This window comes from Nodosilinea sp. LEGE 07088, from assembly GCF_015207395.1.
In the GTDB taxonomy this organism is placed as follows: Bacteria; Cyanobacteriota; Cyanobacteriia; order Phormidesmidales; family Phormidesmidaceae; genus Nodosilinea.
In genome coordinates this window covers 17,723-36,710 of the sequence record NZ_JADEWX010000008.1, presented here as the reverse complement: position 1 = coordinate 36,710, position 18,988 = coordinate 17,723, and the positions used below count along the sequence as shown (strand labels likewise).

Sequence of the window (18,988 nt, the reverse complement as noted above, 5' to 3'; positions counted from 1 at the left end):
GTAGAAATACTGATAAGGCTTGCACTTGATGGGCAGTCTTCACCTGCTAGTTTTCAATTAGACCCTATAGACCATTGGGTTGTAATCCTGCTTCTTGCGCGCACAAGGCACTGTTACCTCAGCTACCTTTCAACCCAATCCTTATTCATTCCCTTGATGGGGATCCTTAAGTAGGTAATTGATTTCCTCGGCAGGCTTTTTGGCTACGTTTCCCAGGCTTTCTACTCTCACTTAGCATCGAAAAATGAGTACCAACCAGATCTATCAAGCTCAGAATGGGTTAGCTGTAATCGAAGTTGAATCCACCCCGCCAACGGGTGGCTGGCAATCTCAACAGCAGTACAGCGGATTCACTGGCAATGCGTATTATCGCTATGTTGGCAAGGGTCTAACTACAGGAATATCTGGAATTAAAGATAGCGTTCTCTCTTACACCGTTAATCTTGATCAAGATGGCAAGTACTTCTTAAGCTTACGATCATTGCGAGTTCAGGAAGGCCGCAATGCAACCGCAGGCCAGGAGAATGACTTTTGGGTTCGGGTTAATGGAGGGGACTGGGTCAAGGTTCGATTTGGTGGCCCCTTTGGCGAATGGACCTGGGCCAACCTGCGCAATGTTACTAACGTAGCCGGTAATTTAGAAGTAACATCCTATGATTTGCAGGCAGGTCTCAATACTATTGAAATTGGTGGGCGATCGAGCAATGCAATGCTAGACAGAATTCATCTGTCTAAAAATAAGCTAAATCGAGATGAAACGTCACCGCCGTCTCAAATTTCAGCAGTAGCCCCTCCGCCGGTTGATCCTCCACCGATTGATCCTGCACCGGTCGATCCTCCGCCGGTCGATCCTCCGCCGGTCGATCCCGCACCTGTTGACCCTACGCCTCCCACTCCTCCAGTGCCCTCGACATTGACGATTGAAGCCGAGGATTTTGCCACCCTGAGCAACTATGCTAAGCAAACAATTAACCCTGCACTGACTGTCATTAGATTGCAGGCGGCTGTCCCTGCTGGTAATTCTGGTGAAGCCTCTACGTCATTTACTGGTGCAACAGGGCTGTATGCTATTCAGGTTCGATACCTAGATGAAAGTGATGGTGAAGGGCAAATTTCCCTCAGCATTGGGGGTACCCCGATTGAAACGCTCCAGTTAAATCAAAATACAGGTAACACGACAGGGCTCCCCGTTTCCACATGGGCTGTCAATGGGGGGCAACCACTCCTGATCCAGCAGGGAGACGAGATCAAGTTTGTCGGTGTTCGAAATGCAGAAGAATTTGCCAGGATAGACTCTATCACCTTTATTCCGGTAGGAACGCCCGTTGATCCTACCCCGGTTGATCCTACCCCGGTCGATCCTACCCCGGTTGACCCCAACCCCGTTGACCCACCACCGATCGATCCTAGCCCGGTTGGGCCTCTACCGATCAACGATCAAGCGGTACTGAGCATCTCAGAAAACAACTTATTGACCGTTGGCAATACGACTGCGACTAAGACAGTCAAGTTTACGGTCTTAGAACCCTCCAAGGTCGGTGCTGTTGAAGTTGGTTTCTTTGCTGTAGATGATGGTCAAGGAACCATGAACAGCATCGCTCCAGACAGTATGGGCTATATGGCAGCTGCCCTACCTACAACAAAAACTATTTTCTCCACCTTGGGCGATCTCGATATTCAGGGACTAGATTTCTTAAGATTTGCCTCACTCTTAGGCGGACAAAATTACGGATTCTTTTTAACCCAAAACGGCACAGTAGACTCAGTTCTAAGCAATGGAATAGGTGAAGTCATCTTCGCAAGCCCTCTATCTGGGCAGGAGAATAACCAGCCTCTAGAGGTTAGTTTTTTAGCCGACCAGGGTGCCTATGTATTTAACTGGGATCTCAATGGTGACGGCCTATTTGATGACTTTAGATTCAAAATTGAGCTGTTTGATGACAATGGCCTACCTCTAGGATCTAACCTACAGGGCGGCCAAGAGTCTGAAATGCTTGACTTGCGGAGCTTGAGTGGCCAGGTAAACCTAGATCTATCGGTCTTTCGTGAGGCTGATAATGACAATATACTTGGTTTTTATCAGGTCGAAAACACGCAAGGTACCTTATTAGATGAGTTTGGCAATGTTCTAAATCCCGGCGACAGCGGCTATGTTCAGGCAGCGGTTCGTCAGTGGTTTGATAAACCCGTCATTTCTCCAACTAATCAGAGCGTACTGTCAACATCTGTCACGGTCGATGCCGGTAAAATTCTCGTCCCATTCTTAATTACTCAGGGCACTGTGGGAGACATTTTGGCCAGTGAGTTTACAGATGCATCAGTGTTTTTCCCGTTCTTAAAGGCTAACCCCGGTGGTGTTGACCATGTCAAGCTTCTAGGAAGCAATACCTTTGGGTTTGAGGACATAGTTGGCGGTGGTGATTTAGATTATGATGACTTAATTGTCAAAATTAATGTTCAGCCGATTTAGGGGTCACATGTTTAATCTGATTGGGCAACTGGCCTTTGGCATTGTTGTTTAAATCACCTAGAAGTAAGCCATGATTTCTAGGCCCAGGTAGAGCAATCGTGTAGCGGCCTTTGCGTCATGGTGGACATCAAAGGCCGACGGAAACCTGACCAGGCCGCTTGCCCGGTAAAAGGCCACCGTAACCAGGTGCTAAATCAGGCAATGGCCTCAATCGTCGGGCTCAGGTTCGTAGGTCGAAGCTACATACAGCTCGGTGAGCTGGGCGGGGTCCACGGGCGAGGGGGCATGGGTGAGCAAACAACGGGCCTGCTGGGTCTTGGGGAAGGCGATCGCATCCCTGATCGACTCTTCGCCCGCCATCAGCATGACGATGCGATCGAGACCGTAGGCGATGCCACCGTGGGGCGGGGTGCCATACTCAAAGGCTTCGAGCAAAAAGCCAAACTTGTCCTGGGCTGCTTCGGTGGAGAGACCAATGGTTTCAAACACTCGGCTCTGCACTTCGGGCTGGTAGATGCGCAGGCTACCGCCGCCGATCTCGTAGCCGTTGAGCACCATGTCGTAGGCCACGGCGCGGGCGGTTTTGAGGTCGTCTACATCCTCTGGGTTGGGCGCGGTGAAGGGGTGGTGGAGGGCTTCGAGGCGCTGCTGGTCGTCGTTCCACTCAAACATGGGGAAGTCGGTCACCCACAGCAAATTCAGGCTGTCCTCAGGGATCAGGTTCATCTCGCGGGCGATCGCCTGGCGCACCCGATCCAACGTGGCATTGACCATCGGGATTGGCCCCGCCCCAAACAGCAGCAGGGTACCTTCGGTGGCCCCGGTGCGGCGCAGCAGTTCAGTCATTTGCTCGGGGCCGAGGTTGTCTTTAATAGCCCCGATGGTATCCACCGCGCCATCGGCCCGTACCCGCACGTAGGCTAATCCCCTGGCTCCGGCATCGGCGGCGATTTTGAACACATCGCCGCCCGGCTTGATCCGCACATTTGAGATCTGCTCATTGCCGTTGGGGATGGGCAGCACCTTGACGATGCCGCCGTCGGCCACCGCTCCCGAAAACACCTTAAAGCCGCAGTCTTGGACCAGATCCGACACATCCACCAGCTCCAGACCGTAGCGGGTGTCGGGCTTATCGCTGCCGTAGCGATCCATGGCCTCGGCGTAGGTCAGTCGAGGGAAGGGGCGGGGAATATCCACACCCTTCACCGCCTTAAAAATATGGGCCACCAGAGCCTCATTCAGCGCCAGAATCTCGTCCTGGGTCATGAAGCTCATTTCCATATCCAGCTGGGTGAACTCCGGCTGGCGGTCGGCGCGCAGGTCTTCGTCGCGGAAGCAGCGAGCGATCTGGTAGTAGCGATCGACCCCCGACACCATCAGCAGCTGCTTAAACAGCTGGGGCGACTGGGGCAGGGCATAAAACTCGCCGGGGTTGACCCGTGAGGGCACCAGATAATCCCGCGCGCCCTCGGGGGTGGAGCGGGTGAGAATGGGGGTTTCGACCTCGAAGAAGCCCTCTTGGTCTTCCAGAAATCGGCGGATGGCTTTGGTGACTTCGTGGCGAATGCGCAGGTTCTGGGCCATCCGTTCCCGTCGCAGATCCAGATACCGATAGCGCAGCCGCAAATCTTCGCGCACCGACTCCGAGTCGGCGGTGGATACCTGAAAGGGCAGCGGCTTACGCACCGCGTTCAGCAGCTCGATGGTGTCGGCGTAGATCTCGATCTCCCCCGTGGGCAGCTTGGGGTTGACTGCCCCCTCCTGACGCTGGCTGACTCGGCCCTGAATTTTGACCACGTACTCGTTGCGCAGCGGGTCGGCCTGGGGATAGGATGCCGGGGTGCGCTCGGGGTCGCTGACGATTTGCACGACGCCGGTGCGATCGCGCAAATCAATAAAAATCACGCCCCCATGGTCGCGGCGACGATCTACCCAGCCAAACAGAGTAACGGTGCTGCCAATGTCGCTGGCCCGCAGGCTGCCGCAGTAGTGGGTGCGCATAGTGAACTTAGCTTATTTTTCAAAACCTTCCCATTATCTAGGATAGTGGGTGAGCTTGAAAGCTAATTTTCTCAGCGAATACTCGACAAAATTCTCATCGGCGCTCCCTTTGACTTTGCTCAGGGAACGCCGATGCTACGGGGAGAGTGCGGGCAATGGTCTGGGTAAGGTGCGGGCAACGGTGGATTGCAGATGTGGAGGCAATCGTCTTTGACAAAGACGGTACTCTAGCCGACTCTCGCGGACTGCTCCAGGCTATGGCCCTAGCGCGAGCTAACGCCTGTGCCGCGACGGCAGGTTTAGGAGATGAAATTGTTCAGGCGATGCTGACCTGCTTTGGGGTTTCTGCCGACAAAATTGACCCCGATGGGCTGATGGCAGCGGGCACCCGCGAGGCCAATGAACAGGGGGCCGCAGCGGTTTTGATGAAAGCGGGCTATCCCCAAGCACAGGTATCGGAGCTAGTGGCTAAGTGCTTTGCAGGGGTGGATCAGCATCGTGGCGGCAAGGCGGCCTACACCCCACCTTTTGAGGGGACGGCGACGATGCTAGAGCGACTGCACCGCAGCCCTTTAAGGCTTGGGGTACTGTCGTCAGATAGCCCTGCCTATGTGGAGGAATTCTTGCAGCACTATGGGCTGCTGCCCTGGATCGACGAGTGGCAGGGGACAGGGCCAGAGGATTCACCCAAGCCTGATCCATCATTATTAGAGCAGGTGTGCGATCGCCTCCAGGCGAGCCTGCACCGCACCCTAGTGGTCGGCGATAGCTGGGCCGATCTAGCCTTGGCAAAGCAGGCTAAGGCGGCGGGCTTTATCTCAGTGTCAGCGCCCTGGGGGCGATCGCCCGTGCCCGGAGCCAGCCTAATTTTGAGCCAGTGGAGTGATTTGGCTACAGGAAGCGGGTCGGGCTAGCCCGACGCAGACCTGGATGCGATCGCAGTATGGAGGACACTGGTGTCCTAAAAGGACTCAGCTGCAATACTGACAGTTCAAGGGATGCACCCTGATGAATTGTCCAAATTGCCCAGGCCAGCCGGTGGTCAAACAAGGGCTTGACACCTGACACGATGGCATGCCGTTGCAACGGTATCGTTGCTGGCACAGAAGGAATGGGGGTTTGGGCAACTGGTCAAACCTTGGGTCAGTGCTGGAATTGCTTACTAGCAGAGGCTTAGCTAGCATGTCCTGTTAGCAGACCAGTGCCGTTTTTCGAGAAATCCTGGCTTCTGAACCTGCCTACTCTGATGGCAAAATCTGCTTTCGCTGCGCCGGAGACAGCGTTGCCAGCCCCCGATTCACGGCGCTGAGCACCGCCAGCAGCGAGGCGGTAACAATGCTGCCGTGGATGCCGACCCCGTGAACGGTGCCCTCGAGCCAGTCGGCGGCGATTTCAATTAAGGCGATCGCATCGGCATCACTGCCGTGGCCCATCGCTCTTTCCTCGTAGCTGTGTACTCGAACGCCCAGAGCTAGCGCATCTACAAAGGCATCGATGGGGCCGTTGCCGCTGCCTTGGCGGGCTAAGATGCGATCGTTACATTCCAAGGTTGTGGAAATGGCCGATGGACTTTCATCATCCTGCCAGTGGTGGCTCACATATTTAAAGGGTAGGTTGGCCCGCAGATACTCCTGCTCAAAGAGATCCCACAGCATCGGGGCGGTCATCTCTTTGCCGGTGGCATCCATGGCCCGCTGCACCACCTGGCTAAACTCGATCTGTAAGCGGCGGGGCAGGCTGAGGTTATAGTCGCGCTCCAGCAAAAAGGCGATGCCCCCCTTGCCCGACTGGCTGTTGACCCGCACCACCGACGCGTAGGAGCGACCCAGGTCTGCCGGGTCGAGGGGCAGGTAGGGCATATCCCAGATATCCCCAGAGTCGCGGGCGGCAAAGCCCTTGCGAATCGCATCCTGGTGAGAGCCCGAAAAGGCGGTAAACACCAGGTCACCCACGTAGGGATGGCGGGGGTGAATGGGCAGCTGGGTGCAGTCTTCGACCGTGCGGGCCACCTCGTTAATCTGCGAAAAATCGAGGCCGGGGTGAATGCCCTGGGTGTAGAGGTTGAGCGCCAGGGTGACGATATCGACATTGCCGGTGCGCTCGCCGTTGCCAAACAGACAGCCCTCGACCCGGTCGGCCCCGGCCATCTGGCCCAGTTCGGCGGCGGCGATCGCACAACCCCGATCATTGTGGTTGTGCACACTCAAATCCACGCAGTCGCGGAAGGCCAGGTGGCGATGCATCCATTCCACCTGGTCGGCAAACACGTTGGCGGTGGCGCTTTCTACTGTGGCGGGCAGGTTGATGATCGCCTTGCGATCGCGGGTTGGCTGCCACACCGCTAGCACTGCATTGCAGATATCGCGGGCAAACTCCAGCTCCGTTTGCGAGAAGACCTCTGGTGAATACTGAAACCGCCACTGGGTTGCGGGCCGCTCCGCCGCCAGGTCGCGGATCAGCGTTGCGGCATTCACGGCCAGGGCAATGGTCTCGGCGGGATCGTGGCGAAACACCACCCGGCGAAACACTGGGGCGGTGGCGTTGTAGACATGCACGATCGCCCGCCTGGCCCCGGCCAGCGACTCAAAGGTGCGGCGAATCAAGTCTTCCCGCGCCTGGGTCAGCACCTGAATTTCCACATCTGCGGGCACCCGGTTCTCTTCGATCAATCGGCGGACAAAGCAAAAGTCGGTCTCCGACGCCGAGGGAAACGCCACCTCGATTTCTTTAAAGCCGATCGCCACCAGCAGCTCAAACAGGCGCAGTTTTTGGTCTACCGACATCGGCTCGATCAGGGCCTGGTTGCCGTCGCGCAGATCAGTGCTCAGCCAGATTGGCGGCTGGGTGAGCACCTGGCTGGGCCAGGTGCGATCGGGCAGTGCGATCGGCGCAAAGGGGCGATACTTTTGGGCGGGGTTGGTCAACATGGGGATATCTCTAAACTTCGGCAGAATGGCAATCCTTATGTGATGTCTAGACATCATCGGCTCGGAGGAATGGGCATTGCCCACCCGACAAAGCGGCAATCTTTAGATCTGTTGCCCTGGCTCAGCGGTGAAGGCGTCGCACAGCCGAGTTACGGGCATAGACTCCCAAGCAGTAGTCAGGTCTCGGGGCAACCTGTGACCGGGGAGTGAACTATTTAGGGCATTTCGCCTTTGGTTTAAAGATTAGTTGCGCCCAAGGCGCAGCAGCAGACCCAGCCCTAGAAGCAGGCTGAAGAGAGCGGTGAGGGATAGCTGCCGGGAATGCATCGAAGAATTTGAGCGCAAAATTGCACAATACAAAAATCGTAGCCGCCATGGAAATTGGCGTCAAGGGCGCGATCGCGATGCAGAAAATCCGCCGTAAGTTTTAAGCACCATAGACAGCAATCCTTAAATCCTGATGCCATTTCCAGGTCTCAGTCTAAAATCGCAAATCTAAAATCTAAAATCTAAAATCTAAAATTGACCATTTGGACCAACGTCTAGAATAAAAGCCTAGGCCTGAGAGGTATGGCTCCATGGTTCAGCAACGTCAGCCCGACGCTTCAGCATCCGTTGACTACCCCGACAGCGATGGGCAACCCATGGCCGACAATACTAAGCAATTCCGCTGGATTGTGGTAATCAAGGAAAACCTGGAACTGCTGTTCATGGACGAGCCAGAGGTCTTTGTGGCCGGAGATCTGCTGTGGTACCCCGTGGAAGGTGACAACACCATCCGCCAGGCCCCCGACGTGATGGTGGCCCTAGGCCGGCCTAGGGGAGATAGAGGCTCCTATCGCCAGTGGGAAGAGGATGGGATCGCCCCCCAAGTTGTGTTTGAAATTTTGTCGCCGGGCAATCGCTTTGGTGAGATGCTGCGCAAGCTGGGGTTTTACGATCGCTACGGTGTAGACGAATACTACATCTATGACCCCGACAAGCTGGAGCTAACCGGGCTTCAGCGCAGCGAACAGGGGCTAGACGTAATTGACGCGATGGATGGTTGGGTCAGCCCCCGGCTACAGATTCACTTTCACATGAGCAGCAGTGGATTAGCGATTTATCGCCCCGATGGGCAGCGATTTTTAACCTACAGCGAGCTGGGGCAAGCACTAGAGCAGGCCCGGCAGCAGGCTGAGCAAGCCCGAGAGCGGGCCGATCGCCTGGCCGCCCAGCTGCGGGCCGCAGGGTTAGAACCCGTTGAGGAGTAAAGATCTTTTCAGCCCTAGATACCTGGTGTGCTGCGACTGGCCTGGGGGAGGCCAGTCCATTTCCCACCAAGACGAGGCCCTGCGCGATGAGCTGGCCAAGCACCTCAGCCTGCTGGAGCGCCAGGGGGTGCTGAGTCACTGGCACGATCGCCAGATTGCCCCCGGCAGCGATTGGGCCGGGCAGATCGATCGCCATCTGGAGCAGGCCCAGATCATTCTGCTGCTGATTAGCGCCGATTTTTTGGCCTCTGACTACTGCTATGACATTGAGCTCAAGCGAGCGATGGAGCGCCACCGGGCTGGGGAAGCAGTGGTGATTCCGGTGATTTTGCGCCCGGTCGATTGGCAGGTCGCCGATTTTAGTAGGCTTCAAGGGTTGCCCAAAAATATCCAGCCAGTGACGACCTGGCCAAACCAGGACGAAGCGTTTGCCGACATTGCCAAAGGCATACGCCAGGTAGTCGAGGGGTTGCAGACGGCGGCCATTGAAGCACTAGCGGATGACGAATCCGCTCCCCCCGAGCCAGCGCTTGAGCCTGCCGAGGGACAAGCGCCCCAGCCCTCATCAACACTGGTAGACCTGGAAATTCCCGAGGGTCAGGTGCCTCTGTCCTCGCCGTTTTATGTGGAACGACCCCCGATCGAGGCTGACTGCTACCAGGCAATTTTGCAGCCCAGCGCCCTGATTCGGATTAAAGCGCCGCGCCAGATGGGCAAGTCGTCGCTGATGGCCCGCATTCTCAATCACGCCAGTCAGCATGACTATCGCACCGTTGGCATTTCGTTTCAAGAGGCCGATGGCGATATTTTTGCCGAGCTGACCGGCTTTTTGCAGTGGTTTTGTGCCACCCTTGCCGATGCCCTGGGCCTGCCCGACCAGCTCGACCAGCATTGGAAAGGCCCCCTGGGTAGTAAGCAAAAGTGCGGCAACTATCTCTACCGCTACATTTTGCCTGCCATCAATGGCCCCTTTGCCCTGGGCCTTGACGAAGTGGATTTGGTGTTTCAGTACCCCAAAATTGCCGAAGACTTTTTTGCCCTGCTGCGGGCCTGGCACGAAAAGCGTAACGACCCCCTCTGGCAACATCTGCGATTGATTATTACCCATTCTAAAGAGGTGTATGTGCCCCTCAAGATCAACCAGTCACCTTTTAATGTGGGCTTAGCGAAGGACTTGCCCGAGTTTACTCCGGCTCAGGTACAAGAACTCGCCACCCGCCACGGTCTAAATCTCAGCGATAACATTGCCCCGCTGATGCAAATGCTGGGCGGCCACCCCTACCTGGTGCGGGTTGCCCTGTACCACTTGGCTACAGAACGCCTGACCCTAAACGAGCTGCTGGCCATCGCCCCCACCGAAGAAGGCCCCTACGCCGAGCACCTGCGGCGGCACCTGCAAAATCTAGAAGCCAGCCCCGACCTGCTTCAGGCCATGCAGGTTATTCTCCAAAGTGAGGAGCCTGCCACGGTAGGCAGCAAAGCAGCCTTTCGCCTGCAAAGCATGGGCGTGGTCAAGTTTCGCCAAAATTCGGTAGAACCCCTCTGCGATCTCTATCGCATCGCCTTTCGAGAAAGGCTGATAGGCCTTCAGGGTTAGCTGATTGGCACTCCACCGCTGCCATCCTCTGGCCCGTAACCCGCCAACCTTATCGAAGCCCACGCTCGGTAGCTCGTTCATAGGCGGCATCGTGGTCTGCAAAACTCAAAATCATCACCCGTCTGGGACGCGGAGACTCGTAGATGCGAAAAACTAAACGATAGACAATCCCATTCCACGAAATTTCTAGGGCCCTACATCCAGCCAAATTGCCTTTCAGGTCATGGCTTGGAATCCTACGGGTCTTGTGGGGATCAAGAGAGAGCACCTGTTGATATCGGTGAAAGTCATCTTGAAGAGCAGGTGGGAGTTCTATTAAGTCCTGCCTCAGAACTTCCCGGTGGGCTTGAATAGTGTATCTAACCTTGATACCCACGGGTTTGCAGCCAATGATTCAGGTCAGCTTCGTTAATGTCTTCGTCTTGCTGAGTCACAGTGATCCATTGAGTGGGGTCATCCAGGTCAGGCAAACGTTCCATTGCCCGCGATTCGGCAGATTTAGCCGTTTCGCCATTATCTTGTTCAGACCCATAACGGCGCTTCCAAATTAGAAAGGCGACAAAGTCCTGAATAACGTGTAGTTCATCTTCGGAAAACTGCTGCAACTGTTGTGTGATGCGTTCCACCAGAGGAGCCAGCGTAGTCTCATGCATAGTAAGGGCCAGAGCTTGGTGACTCCCACAGAATAGCCTGTCAGATCGGTTTTTGTCCGGCACTTATTTGGGGTGGCTTCGGGAGGGGATAACGCCTTCAACCTCAAGCCTGGATCTGAACGATCGCGATCGCCGTCAACGCCGTGGCCTGCGGCGGTAGAGCTAGGGCCATGTCTTAAATGAAACAACTCAAACCTGGGGTTGGCCAGCCAGGCGGTTTATGATGTGGAAAATGCCCCTAGTCAACTCTGCTCAGCGCCATGACAGCACCCTACCAAGTCGGGGGTGGGTTGCCCCTGGATGCCCCCACCTATGTAGAACGCCAGGCCGACCAGGACTTTTACGATGCTCTCCGGCAGGGCGACTACTGCTACGTGCTCAACTCACGTCAGATGGGCAAAACCAGCCTGCGCGATCGCACCCTGCAACGTCTTCAAAATGACGGCGTGGCCTGTGCCGCCATTGACCTGGCGGAAATTGGCACCGAGCAGCTCACCCCCACCGAATGGTATGCGGGTCTGGTGGATCTGCTCGCCGAAAACTTTGGCCTGCGGCCCGAGTTTGACCTGGGCACCTGGTGGGAGGCCCAGCACCCCCTCTCACCCGTGCAGCGGTTTGGCAAACTTTTGCATTCAGAGCTGTTGGCCAGGGTTACTCAACCCATTGTGATTTTTATCGACGAAATCGATAGCGTGCTGAGCCTGGGGTTTAGCCACGACGACTTTTTTGCCCTGATTCGCGCCTGCTTCAACCGCCGCAACGACGATCCCTCCTACCGTCGCCTCACCTTCGCCCTGCTGGGCGTAGCCACCTCGGCGGATCTAATTCAAGACAACGAGCGCACGCCGTTCAATATTGGCCGATCGATCCCGCTGACGGGCTTTACCCTGGCCGAGGCTCGGCCCCTGGCGAACGGGCTGGTCGGGTTGGTGGCCAACCCCCAGGTGGTGCTGACCGAGATTTTGCGCTGGACGGGGGGCCAGCCGTTTTTGACCCAGAAGCTCTGCGATCTGGTGGTGCGGGAGGTGGTTCAGGGACAGGCTGACACCTCACCCCCGGCTGGGGATGGCCCCCAGACCTCCGATGCCGAGCCCGTAGGATGGGCAAAGGGCCTTGCCCGTGCCCATCGCCAAGAGGTACTCATACCCCGCGCCCATCACACCCGACAAAGGTAACCCATCGATGGGTGGGGGGTGTTTTATAAATGATGGGGATGATGGGCACGCGTTGCTTTGCCCATCCTACGGTGTGGACCCTGGGGTTGAGGTGGGGTTGCATTGATGGGCACGCGTTGCTTTGCCCATCCTACGTGTGGACGTGTCTATTCGCTGCTCCAATCGGCTGTATACAATCCTTGCCTCACCGAGCGATGGAAAGAGCTGTAGGGCCAATCCGCTGGTTTATGGCAATAGCCATGCTTAACGGGATTGTAATGGATATAGTCCAGATGACATCGCCAATCTCGCTCATCCCGGATACAGTGCTCCCAAAAGCGCCGCTGCCAAATACCTTTCTCTCGCTTGGCTCGTTTAGAGGCGTTGACTATGCCAGGCTTCAGGCCAGCCGAAAACTTGCGCTTAATTACCATCCAACGCAGGGAAAAGTCATCGTCGCCATCGGGTAAGCGCCATAGCGTGTGCAGATGGTCTGGCAATACCACAATGCCCTCAATCACAAACGGGTAACGCTCCATACTATGGCGAAAAGCGTTCCGCAGGCGATCAATGTGCTGAGTCAGTAGAGGCCGTCGATTTTCAGTTACAACCGTAAAAAAGTACGAGCCCCCGTTCTGGTAGTAGCGTCGGTATTCCATAGAATTAGGAGTACCCACCGACCGACCCAAAACCACACGTAGGATGGGCAAAGGGCCTTACCCGTGCCCATCATCGAGAGGTGCTGTTGACTGAGTCAGTAGAGGCCGTCGATTTTCAGTTACAACCGTAAAAAAGTACGAGCCCCCGTTCTGGTAGTAGCGTCGGTATTCCATAGAATTAGGAGTACCCACCGACCGACCCAAAACCACACGTAGGATGGGCAAAGGGCCTTACCCGTGCCCATCATCGAGAGGTGCTGTTGACTGAGTCAGTAGAGGCCGTCGATTTTCAGTTACAACCGTAAAAAAGTACGAGCCCCCGTTCTGGTAGTAGCGTCGGTATTCCATAGAATTAGGAGTACCCACCGACCGACCCAAAACCACACGTAGGATGGGCAAAGGGCCTTACCCGTGCCCATCATCGAGAGGTGCTGTTGACTAGCCATCGCCGCCCTGGGTGCGCAGTTCCTGGGCCTGCAAATAGATCTGCACCCATTGGGCCTGAATTTGCCTGTTTTTCAACCCCAGGCGACGCGCCAGCTCCTCAGTGGGTTGCCCGTCTTTGTAGGCGGTCAAAATCGCCTGCTCTTCGGTCGAGAGGCTGGGCCAAAACTGCTCCCACTGGGCGGGGGTGAGGCCAAAATTGTGCTCTTGCAGCGAGGTCTTGAGCCAGCCCAGCACCATCGCTGGCTGCTCCCGCAGAGCAAAAATGCGAATGGCATGGTAGCTGATTTTTTCCCGCAGGCGGTACACCTGCTGCACCGGCATATCCAGCGCTTGGGCAATCTGCTCCTGGCTGAGGCCCTTGAGGTGCAGCTCTAGCCAGCGGGCGGCGGTGTCGTCGAGGTTGCGGCTGAGATAGTTGGCAAAGGAGGTTTTGACCTGGTGGCGCAGGCTCTGCTGTTCGAGCTCGGTTTGGGTTTCCTGGTACTGGTTCCAGGCTTCTACATCGAGCAGGCTGAGCGAGTCTTCGCCGTCGCCCGCCGAAATTTCGTCTGAGACCAGGCGAATGAGTTCGCCAGTGGGCACCTGGGTCATGCCGCCCTTCTGGCTGCGGCGCAGGTAGTTGACAAAGCGGTAGATAATCAGCGGCTGATTGCGAATGGGGCGCAGGCAATATTCTTCAATGCTGGCCAGCATCAGCAGGTTGCGCAGCCGGGAGTTGCGGGTGCAGGTCGCAATCCACTTGAGCTGCTGGGCCAGGTGGCGATCGCTGCGCATCATCTCCTGAATCACCTCTTGAATCACATCGACCACCGAACGGCGGCGATCGCGGCTGAGTGAAATCCAGGTCTTGATTTTGCTGCGAATCAGAAATAGGCTACTGAGGCGTTTAATCAGTCGCTGATAGCCTTCCTCGGGGCTGACATCCCAGTAGCGCTGCTGCAAAATACGGTAGCGGTATTCAATCGCCCGCTGGGCGATCTCAAGATCTGATCCCGTTAAAGTATTGAGACGGTCGGGTGACTCGCCCAGCAGCCAGTTGACAAGACTCAGGCAGGTAGACCGAGATTGATCAGGCAGATCTTCTGTTAGGCGAACTAACCAATCCTCAGTCATAGAGTCTACCGCGGCCATGCTGTTCGTCCTTCTTTGTGCGCGTGCTGGAGTTGACTGTAGGCTTATCTTAATATCTGTTCTCTCCAGACTCTTAAGCGAGAGCAATTTTCTGGGGGTTTTCTCTGACAAGCCCACTGTAGCTGCAAAAGCTTTATACAAAATTCATACTGGCCCCCGCTTTAGAAAGATTGGACGAATTCTATCCGATATTAGCCGGATGCCATTTTACAGAGCTGGTAGGGTCTAAGTTATTCCATCTGTAGTTATACGGTGCAAAGGTTGTTATAAAGGTCACATAACAATCTGCGTACTTCCGGTACTCTTTCTCTCAGGGTGAAGTGGAGTTTATATCCACATTAAATACAGCGTCAAGGCACCCTAGCCTTGCGTGTGATTGTGCATAACTTGGCATCCAGCTGCTCAAAAAAGACTGGCACACGCGTTTTTGATCAGGATCTACCATGCAGTCTCTTCGTCAAGATACGTCTGAAACCCCTCCATCAGGGGTTTCTAAATCTGTTATCCATCCTTCCGCCAAATGTTTGATCAAGCGCTCCATTGATATTGTCGGTGCTCTCATTGGTTTGGCCATATTGGTTTTGATGGCGGTACCGATCGCGATCGCAATCAAACTCGATAGCCCCGGCCCTATTTTTTACGGTCAAAAGCGCTACGGCCTCAAGGGACGGCCGTTTACGATCTGGAAGTTTCGTTCCATGGTTGAAAATGCCGATGCACTGAAGCAAACAGTCGCTAACCAAGCTCAGGGTTTAATCTTTAAAAACGACCACGATTCTCGCGTTACTCGGGTTGGTCGCATACTGCGAACAAGCAGCCTAGATGAGTTTCCACAGTTCTGGAATGTGCTGAAGGGTGACATGAGCTTGGTCGGCACCCGCCCGCCCACAGAAGATGAAGTGTCTCACTACAGTGACCACCACTGGCGACGTCTCGATGTCAAACCCGGTATTACAGGGCAGTGGCAGATCAGCGGGCGCTCGGCAATTAAAGACTTTGAAGAAGTCGTTCATCTCGACCTGCACTACCAGGCGATTTGGTCTCCCTGGTACGATCTTCGGGTGATTTTTAGAACCATTGCCCTGCTGTTCGATCGCAGAGGTGCCTGGTAGTAGTCTGTGGTGTGACTAGAGCAACTCTTACAACCCCTGGAGAGCGAGGGGCGCGGCAAGCATAGAGTCGGTAGGTGGCTAAGTTGGCGTTGCTGATTCCAGGCATGATTGAGCCCTCATCCCCGGCCCTTCTCCCTGAGGAGAAGGGAGCTAAACTCTTGTCCCCTCGCCCTTCGGGAGAGGGCTAGGGTGAGGGGCAATTCTGGCGAGTCATATACCAATCCAGCAATGCCGCTAAGTTTATGCCCACAGGATGCTACAGGTTTGCCAAGGGAATGTCTGTCTCCATTGGGTCAGGGTCAGTGGCAATCACCAAGTTGTCGCGATGCACCACGGTATCGGCTCCCCCATACCCCAAAATTCCCTTAATCTCCTCAGAGCGCCGACCCAGAATGCGCTCTAGGTCAGCGGCATTGTAGTTGACAATGCCTCGGGCAATGTCTGTGCCGTCATCGGCACAAATCACCACGGCGTCTTGGGCGTCAAAGTTACCCTCAATGCGGGTAATACCCGCTGCTAGCAATGACTTACCCCCATTCACAATGGCTGTGCTAGCTCCCCGGTCGAGGTGAAGTCGGCCTGAGGGGGCTAAGCCAGCGGCAATCCAGCGTTTACGAGCTCGACCGGGTCGGGGAGATGGCGCAAATTGAGTGCCAACGGCTTCTCCGGCCAGGGCTTGGGCAATGGTTTGGGGCTGGCGGCCATCGGTAATCACGGTGCGAACGCCCGCCGTGGCAGCAATTTGGGCGGCCTCCAATTTCGTTAACATGCCGCCAGTACCCCAGGTTGACCCCTGACCTCCAGCTACGGCTTTGAAGGCCTGAATGTCTGCCATGCGATCGATAGAGATGATGGGCTCTGCCCCAGGGTTAGAGCGAGGATCGGCAGAGTAGAGCCGATCGACATCAGTGAGTAGAAATAGCCACTGGGCTCCAATCAAGCTGGCCACCAGGGCCGAGAGCGTATCATTATCGCCAAACTTAAGCTCTTCTACGGCGACGGTGTCGTTCTCATTGACGATCGGGATCACCCCGATTTGCAAGAGCTGCCGAAAGGTACGGTAGCTGTTGACATACCGCGATCGCTGGGCCAGGTCACTGCGAGTGAGCAAGACTTGGGCAATGGGCTGGTTCAGGGCCGAAAACAGATCATCATAGATGCGCATGAGACGGCCCTGCCCCACCGCCGCTACGGCTTGCTTCATGGCTAAGGTTTTAGGGCGTTCAGTCAGCTGTAGTCGGCGGCAGCCAATGCCGACCGCCCCCGACGACACCAGCACCACCTGATGCCCCTGGTGACGCAGCATACAGAGAGACTCAACCAGCGCCGCTAAGGTCGATAGCGCAAACTGACCCGTTGTCGATCCGGTCAGGCTCGAAGTGCCAATCTTAACTACCAGAGTTTGAGCTGAAGTCACAGGTATAGCCATCGCCAGATCGGGTAGGACAGTCTGCATAACCCTCTGGAGCGATGGCTATACAACCCTGCGCCGCCCCAGCTTTTGCCAATAGCCGTGACTCGTGCCCTCAGCGCAGTGGCCATCGCTATAAACAGCAGACAAAAACTATAGCTCTGGCAGTATATCAACCGCGCTGGCAGATCAAACATAAAAAACTTTGGGTGCCAACCTAAAGACTGACACCCAAAAACCGCCTATTAAATTAAGAGCCTTTATAGAACTGGCCCCTGTTTATCTTCCACTAATATGCCAGGTATCCTCAGGTTTCAAATTGAATCTAATGTTTTCTTTATGTTTGCCAGTGTAGAGTTTCGTGCCTGAAGCATGGAGTTTTGTAACTGCCTGTCACTCCCATGGGGAGGAGAGATGGCTCCAGCTGGGGCTATAGCGTGACGCCTAAATACTGGGAGATGGTTTCCTCAAGCAAACGCACCGGGGATGTGCGCGCCACTTGATCAAGCCCTGGCATCGGTTCTACCAAAATCGTAAATAACCCCATCCGATTGCCGGCCAAAACATCGGTAAACAGGCGATCGCCTACCATAGCCACCTGGTTCGCGGGCAAATTCATGGCGGCTAGGGCCAGCTTCAGTTTTCGTCCCGAGGGCTTGCCAGCACTGGTTAGGTACGGTACCCCCAAGAGGTCGGCAATTCGACTAATGCGGTGAGCGTTAATGTTATTACTCACTAGCCAAATAGTGGCTACCGCCTTCATTTGGCTCATCCACTGGGTTAGATCAGGGTTGGTCTCGGCCTGTCTTAAAGGAACCAGGGTATCGTCTACGTCTAAAATTAGGCCCTTGAGGTTGTGCTGAGACAGTAAAGCTGGGGAAACATGCAAGACGTTCCCACCCAAAACTAAATCGGGCTGTAGTAGGCGAGAAAAGGACATAACCAAATCATTAATCCCCAGAGTCAGCATAGTCTAGATCGGTCGTCCACAGCGGGTAGGCCCAAGATCCAGTACAAATATTTTTCTTCTGGAAAAATCGCTAGGTTGAGTTAGATCCAGATGGGCTTGAGGACTCTACCTCGGGGACTAATTATCAATGGTGGCCCGAATGTTATCGCGAGCGATTTCGTGCTCTGCTAAGGTACGGCTAAAAACATGGGTGCCATCGTAACGGGCGACAAAATACAGGTAGTCTGTTGGGGCCGGCGCTAAGGTGGCCTCCAGGCTAGCCTGACCAGCGCTGGCAATCGGGGTCGGGGGTAGCCCTGGGTTGAGGTAGGTGTTGTAGGGCGAGGGGGTACCCACCTGAGCCAAGGTGAGGGGTTGTTCTTTAGTTTGCACAATTCCCAGCCCGTATTCCACGGTAGGGTCGGCTCCCAACGTCATACCTTGCGCCAAGCGATTGGTAAAGACCCCAGCGATGAGCTCGCGCTCATCAGGAACCACAGATTCTTTCTCAACAATGCTGGCTAGGGTAGCCCACTCCAGTAGCGAAAGGTCTGTCTTAGTCTGTTGATAGATTGGCAGAGCGGCCGTCTCGAAGCGACTCAGCATGGTGTCTACCACGGCGTCAGGGGTCACCCCCTCCACTGGGATTTGGTAGGTATCAGGAAACAAAAATCCCTCCAGGTGAGGAACCGTATCGGGCAGCCAGGGGTAGCGATCGCTAGGAATCTGCTCTGTAGCCGCTAAAAAAGCCTCCTCAGTAAATAAGCCCTCCTGCTCAAAATAAGCCCCCATCTGACGACGATTCCAGCCTTCTGGAATGGTGAAGGAGGTTTGGATCACCTGACCACTGCGAATCGTTGCCGCGATCGCGGTCATAGAGTCGTTGGGGCTGATGGCGTAGGTGCCCGCCTGAAATTCGCTCTCAGGGTTTTGCCAGGTTTGCCACCGATTCCATAATTTCCAGGCCAGGGCCGAATGAATTAGGCCGGCAGCTTCGAGATCTTGACCAATTTGCTGTCCAGGAGTCCCCGAAGGAATTTGAATTTGCACGATTTGGTCGCCCGTTTCAGGGGAGCCATTACTGACCGGTTGGTTGGCCCAGCTCCACCAAGCCCAACTCTGCCAGGCGGCTAACCCCGTTGCCAGGGGCACCAGCAGACCTAAAAAACCCCACCGAACCCAGCGTGAACCCTTGGCCATGATTGCAGTACTAAATCGTTGCAG

14 protein-coding genes are annotated in these 18,988 nt (G+C 55.4%); 6 read left to right on the top strand and 8 right to left on the bottom strand.

What is annotated here, in order from left to right:
* Positions 1-244 precede the first annotated feature (244 nt).
* Positions 245-2,470: a DUF4114 domain-containing protein gene (locus tag IQ254_RS03760; RefSeq protein WP_193964509.1), complete on the top strand. Its 2,226-nt coding sequence runs from the start codon at positions 245-247 to the stop codon at positions 2,468-2,470.
* Positions 2,471-2,677: 207 nt separating this feature from the next.
* Here the strand turns inward: IQ254_RS03760 and aspS are convergent, their stop codons facing one another.
* Entirely contained in the window at positions 2,678-4,471 is a 1,794-nt protein-coding gene (gene aspS / locus IQ254_RS03755; RefSeq protein ID WP_193964507.1) for an aspartate--tRNA ligase, read from the bottom strand.
* A 155-nt stretch (positions 4,472-4,626) separates the two neighbouring features.
* On the opposite strand from aspS, the gene IQ254_RS03750 reads away from it, so the two are divergent.
* The gene (locus IQ254_RS03750; protein ID WP_193964505.1) at positions 4,627-5,385 is read left to right on the top strand and encodes an HAD family hydrolase; all 759 of its coding nucleotides are present in this window, start codon (positions 4,627-4,629) and stop codon (positions 5,383-5,385) included.
* A gap of 324 nt (positions 5,386-5,709) precedes the next feature.
* On the opposite strand, the gene leuA is transcribed toward IQ254_RS03750, so the two are convergent.
* The gene (gene leuA, locus IQ254_RS03745; RefSeq protein WP_193964503.1) at positions 5,710-7,398 is read right to left on the bottom strand and encodes a 2-isopropylmalate synthase; all 1,689 of its coding nucleotides are present in this window, start codon (positions 7,396-7,398) and stop codon (positions 5,710-5,712) included.
* Positions 7,399-7,976: 578 nt separating this feature from the next.
* Here leuA and IQ254_RS03740 point away from each other — a divergent pair.
* Positions 7,977-8,651 carry a Uma2 family endonuclease gene (locus IQ254_RS03740; RefSeq protein ID WP_193964501.1) on the top strand — a complete coding sequence of 225 codons (675 nt, stop codon included), beginning with the start codon at positions 7,977-7,979 and terminating at the stop codon, positions 8,649-8,651.
* Positions 8,641-10,248: an AAA-like domain-containing protein gene (locus tag IQ254_RS03735; RefSeq protein WP_228040098.1), complete on the top strand. Its 1,608-nt coding sequence runs from the start codon at positions 8,641-8,643 to the stop codon at positions 10,246-10,248. Before IQ254_RS03740 ends, IQ254_RS03735 begins: the two co-directional genes overlap by 11 nt.
* Positions 10,249-10,607: 359 nt before the next feature.
* On the opposite strand, the gene IQ254_RS03730 is transcribed toward IQ254_RS03735, so the two are convergent.
* Entirely contained in the window at positions 10,608-10,901 is a 294-nt protein-coding gene (locus IQ254_RS03730; protein ID WP_193964499.1) for a hypothetical protein, read from the bottom strand.
* A 260-nt stretch (positions 10,902-11,161) separates the two neighbouring features.
* Between IQ254_RS03730 and IQ254_RS03725 the strand changes: the two genes are divergently transcribed.
* Entirely contained in the window at positions 11,162-12,076 is a 915-nt protein-coding gene (locus IQ254_RS03725; RefSeq protein ID WP_193964497.1) for an AAA-like domain-containing protein, read from the top strand.
* 146 nt (positions 12,077-12,222) lie between these two features.
* Here IQ254_RS03725 and IQ254_RS03720 read toward each other — a convergent pair whose 3' ends face one another.
* A complete protein-coding gene (locus IQ254_RS03720) occupies positions 12,223-12,714 on the bottom strand; it encodes a transposase (protein WP_193964591.1) in 492 nt (163 codons plus the stop codon).
* Between the two features lie 438 nt (positions 12,715-13,152).
* Positions 13,153-14,292 (bottom strand): HetZ-related protein 2, encoded by a 1,140-nt coding sequence (locus IQ254_RS03715; protein ID WP_193964495.1) that lies wholly within the window; start codon positions 14,290-14,292, stop codon positions 13,153-13,155.
* A 443-nt stretch (positions 14,293-14,735) separates the two neighbouring features.
* Here IQ254_RS03715 and IQ254_RS03710 point away from each other — a divergent pair, with 443 nt between their 5' ends.
* Entirely contained in the window at positions 14,736-15,404 is a 669-nt protein-coding gene (locus tag IQ254_RS03710; RefSeq protein ID WP_193964493.1) for a sugar transferase, read from the top strand.
* Positions 15,405-15,660: 256 nt separating this feature from the next.
* Here IQ254_RS03710 and proB read toward each other — a convergent pair whose 3' ends face one another.
* The 3 genes from proB to mltG all read right to left on the bottom strand — a co-directional run bounded on the left by proB (position 15,661) and on the right by mltG (position 18,964).
* Complete coding sequence (gene proB / locus IQ254_RS03705; RefSeq protein ID WP_228040094.1) at positions 15,661-16,860, bottom strand: glutamate 5-kinase; 1,200 nt, start codon at positions 16,858-16,860, stop codon at positions 15,661-15,663.
* 385 nt (positions 16,861-17,245) lie between these two features.
* Positions 17,246-17,755: a YqeG family HAD IIIA-type phosphatase gene (locus IQ254_RS03700; protein WP_193964491.1), complete on the bottom strand. Its 510-nt coding sequence runs from the start codon at positions 17,753-17,755 to the stop codon at positions 17,246-17,248.
* Between the two features lie 147 nt (positions 17,756-17,902).
* Positions 17,903-18,964 (bottom strand): endolytic transglycosylase MltG, encoded by a 1,062-nt coding sequence (gene mltG / locus IQ254_RS03695; protein WP_193964489.1) that lies wholly within the window; start codon positions 18,962-18,964, stop codon positions 17,903-17,905.
* Positions 18,965-18,988 lie beyond the last annotated feature (24 nt).

Bases quoted from the DNA above. Each gene is read 5' to 3' on its own strand.
- IQ254_RS03760 (WP_193964509.1), top strand. From the start codon at position 245: ATGAGTACCAACCAGATCTATCAAGCTCAGAATGGGTTAGCTGTAATC.
- aspS (WP_193964507.1), bottom strand. From the start codon at position 4,471: ATGCGCACCCACTACTGCGGCAGCCTGCGGGCCAGCGACATTGGCAGC.
- IQ254_RS03750 (WP_193964505.1), top strand. From the start codon at position 4,627: ATGGTCTGGGTAAGGTGCGGGCAACGGTGGATTGCAGATGTGGAGGCA.
- leuA (WP_193964503.1), bottom strand. From the start codon at position 7,398: ATGTTGACCAACCCCGCCCAAAAGTATCGCCCCTTTGCGCCGATCGCA.
- IQ254_RS03740 (WP_193964501.1), top strand. From the start codon at position 7,977: ATGGTTCAGCAACGTCAGCCCGACGCTTCAGCATCCGTTGACTACCCC.
- IQ254_RS03730 (WP_193964499.1), bottom strand. From the start codon at position 10,901: ATGCATGAGACTACGCTGGCTCCTCTGGTGGAACGCATCACACAACAG.
- IQ254_RS03725 (WP_193964497.1), top strand. From the start codon at position 11,162: ATGACAGCACCCTACCAAGTCGGGGGTGGGTTGCCCCTGGATGCCCCC.
- IQ254_RS03720 (WP_193964591.1), bottom strand. From the start codon at position 12,714: ATGGAATACCGACGCTACTACCAGAACGGGGGCTCGTACTTTTTTACG.
- IQ254_RS03715 (WP_193964495.1), bottom strand. From the start codon at position 14,292: ATGGCCGCGGTAGACTCTATGACTGAGGATTGGTTAGTTCGCCTAACA.
- IQ254_RS03710 (WP_193964493.1), top strand. From the start codon at position 14,736: ATGCAGTCTCTTCGTCAAGATACGTCTGAAACCCCTCCATCAGGGGTT.
- proB (WP_228040094.1), bottom strand. From the start codon at position 16,860: ATGCAGACTGTCCTACCCGATCTGGCGATGGCTATACCTGTGACTTCA.
- IQ254_RS03700 (WP_193964491.1), bottom strand. From the start codon at position 17,755: ATGTCCTTTTCTCGCCTACTACAGCCCGATTTAGTTTTGGGTGGGAAC.
- mltG (WP_193964489.1), bottom strand. From the start codon at position 18,964: ATGGCCAAGGGTTCACGCTGGGTTCGGTGGGGTTTTTTAGGTCTGCTG.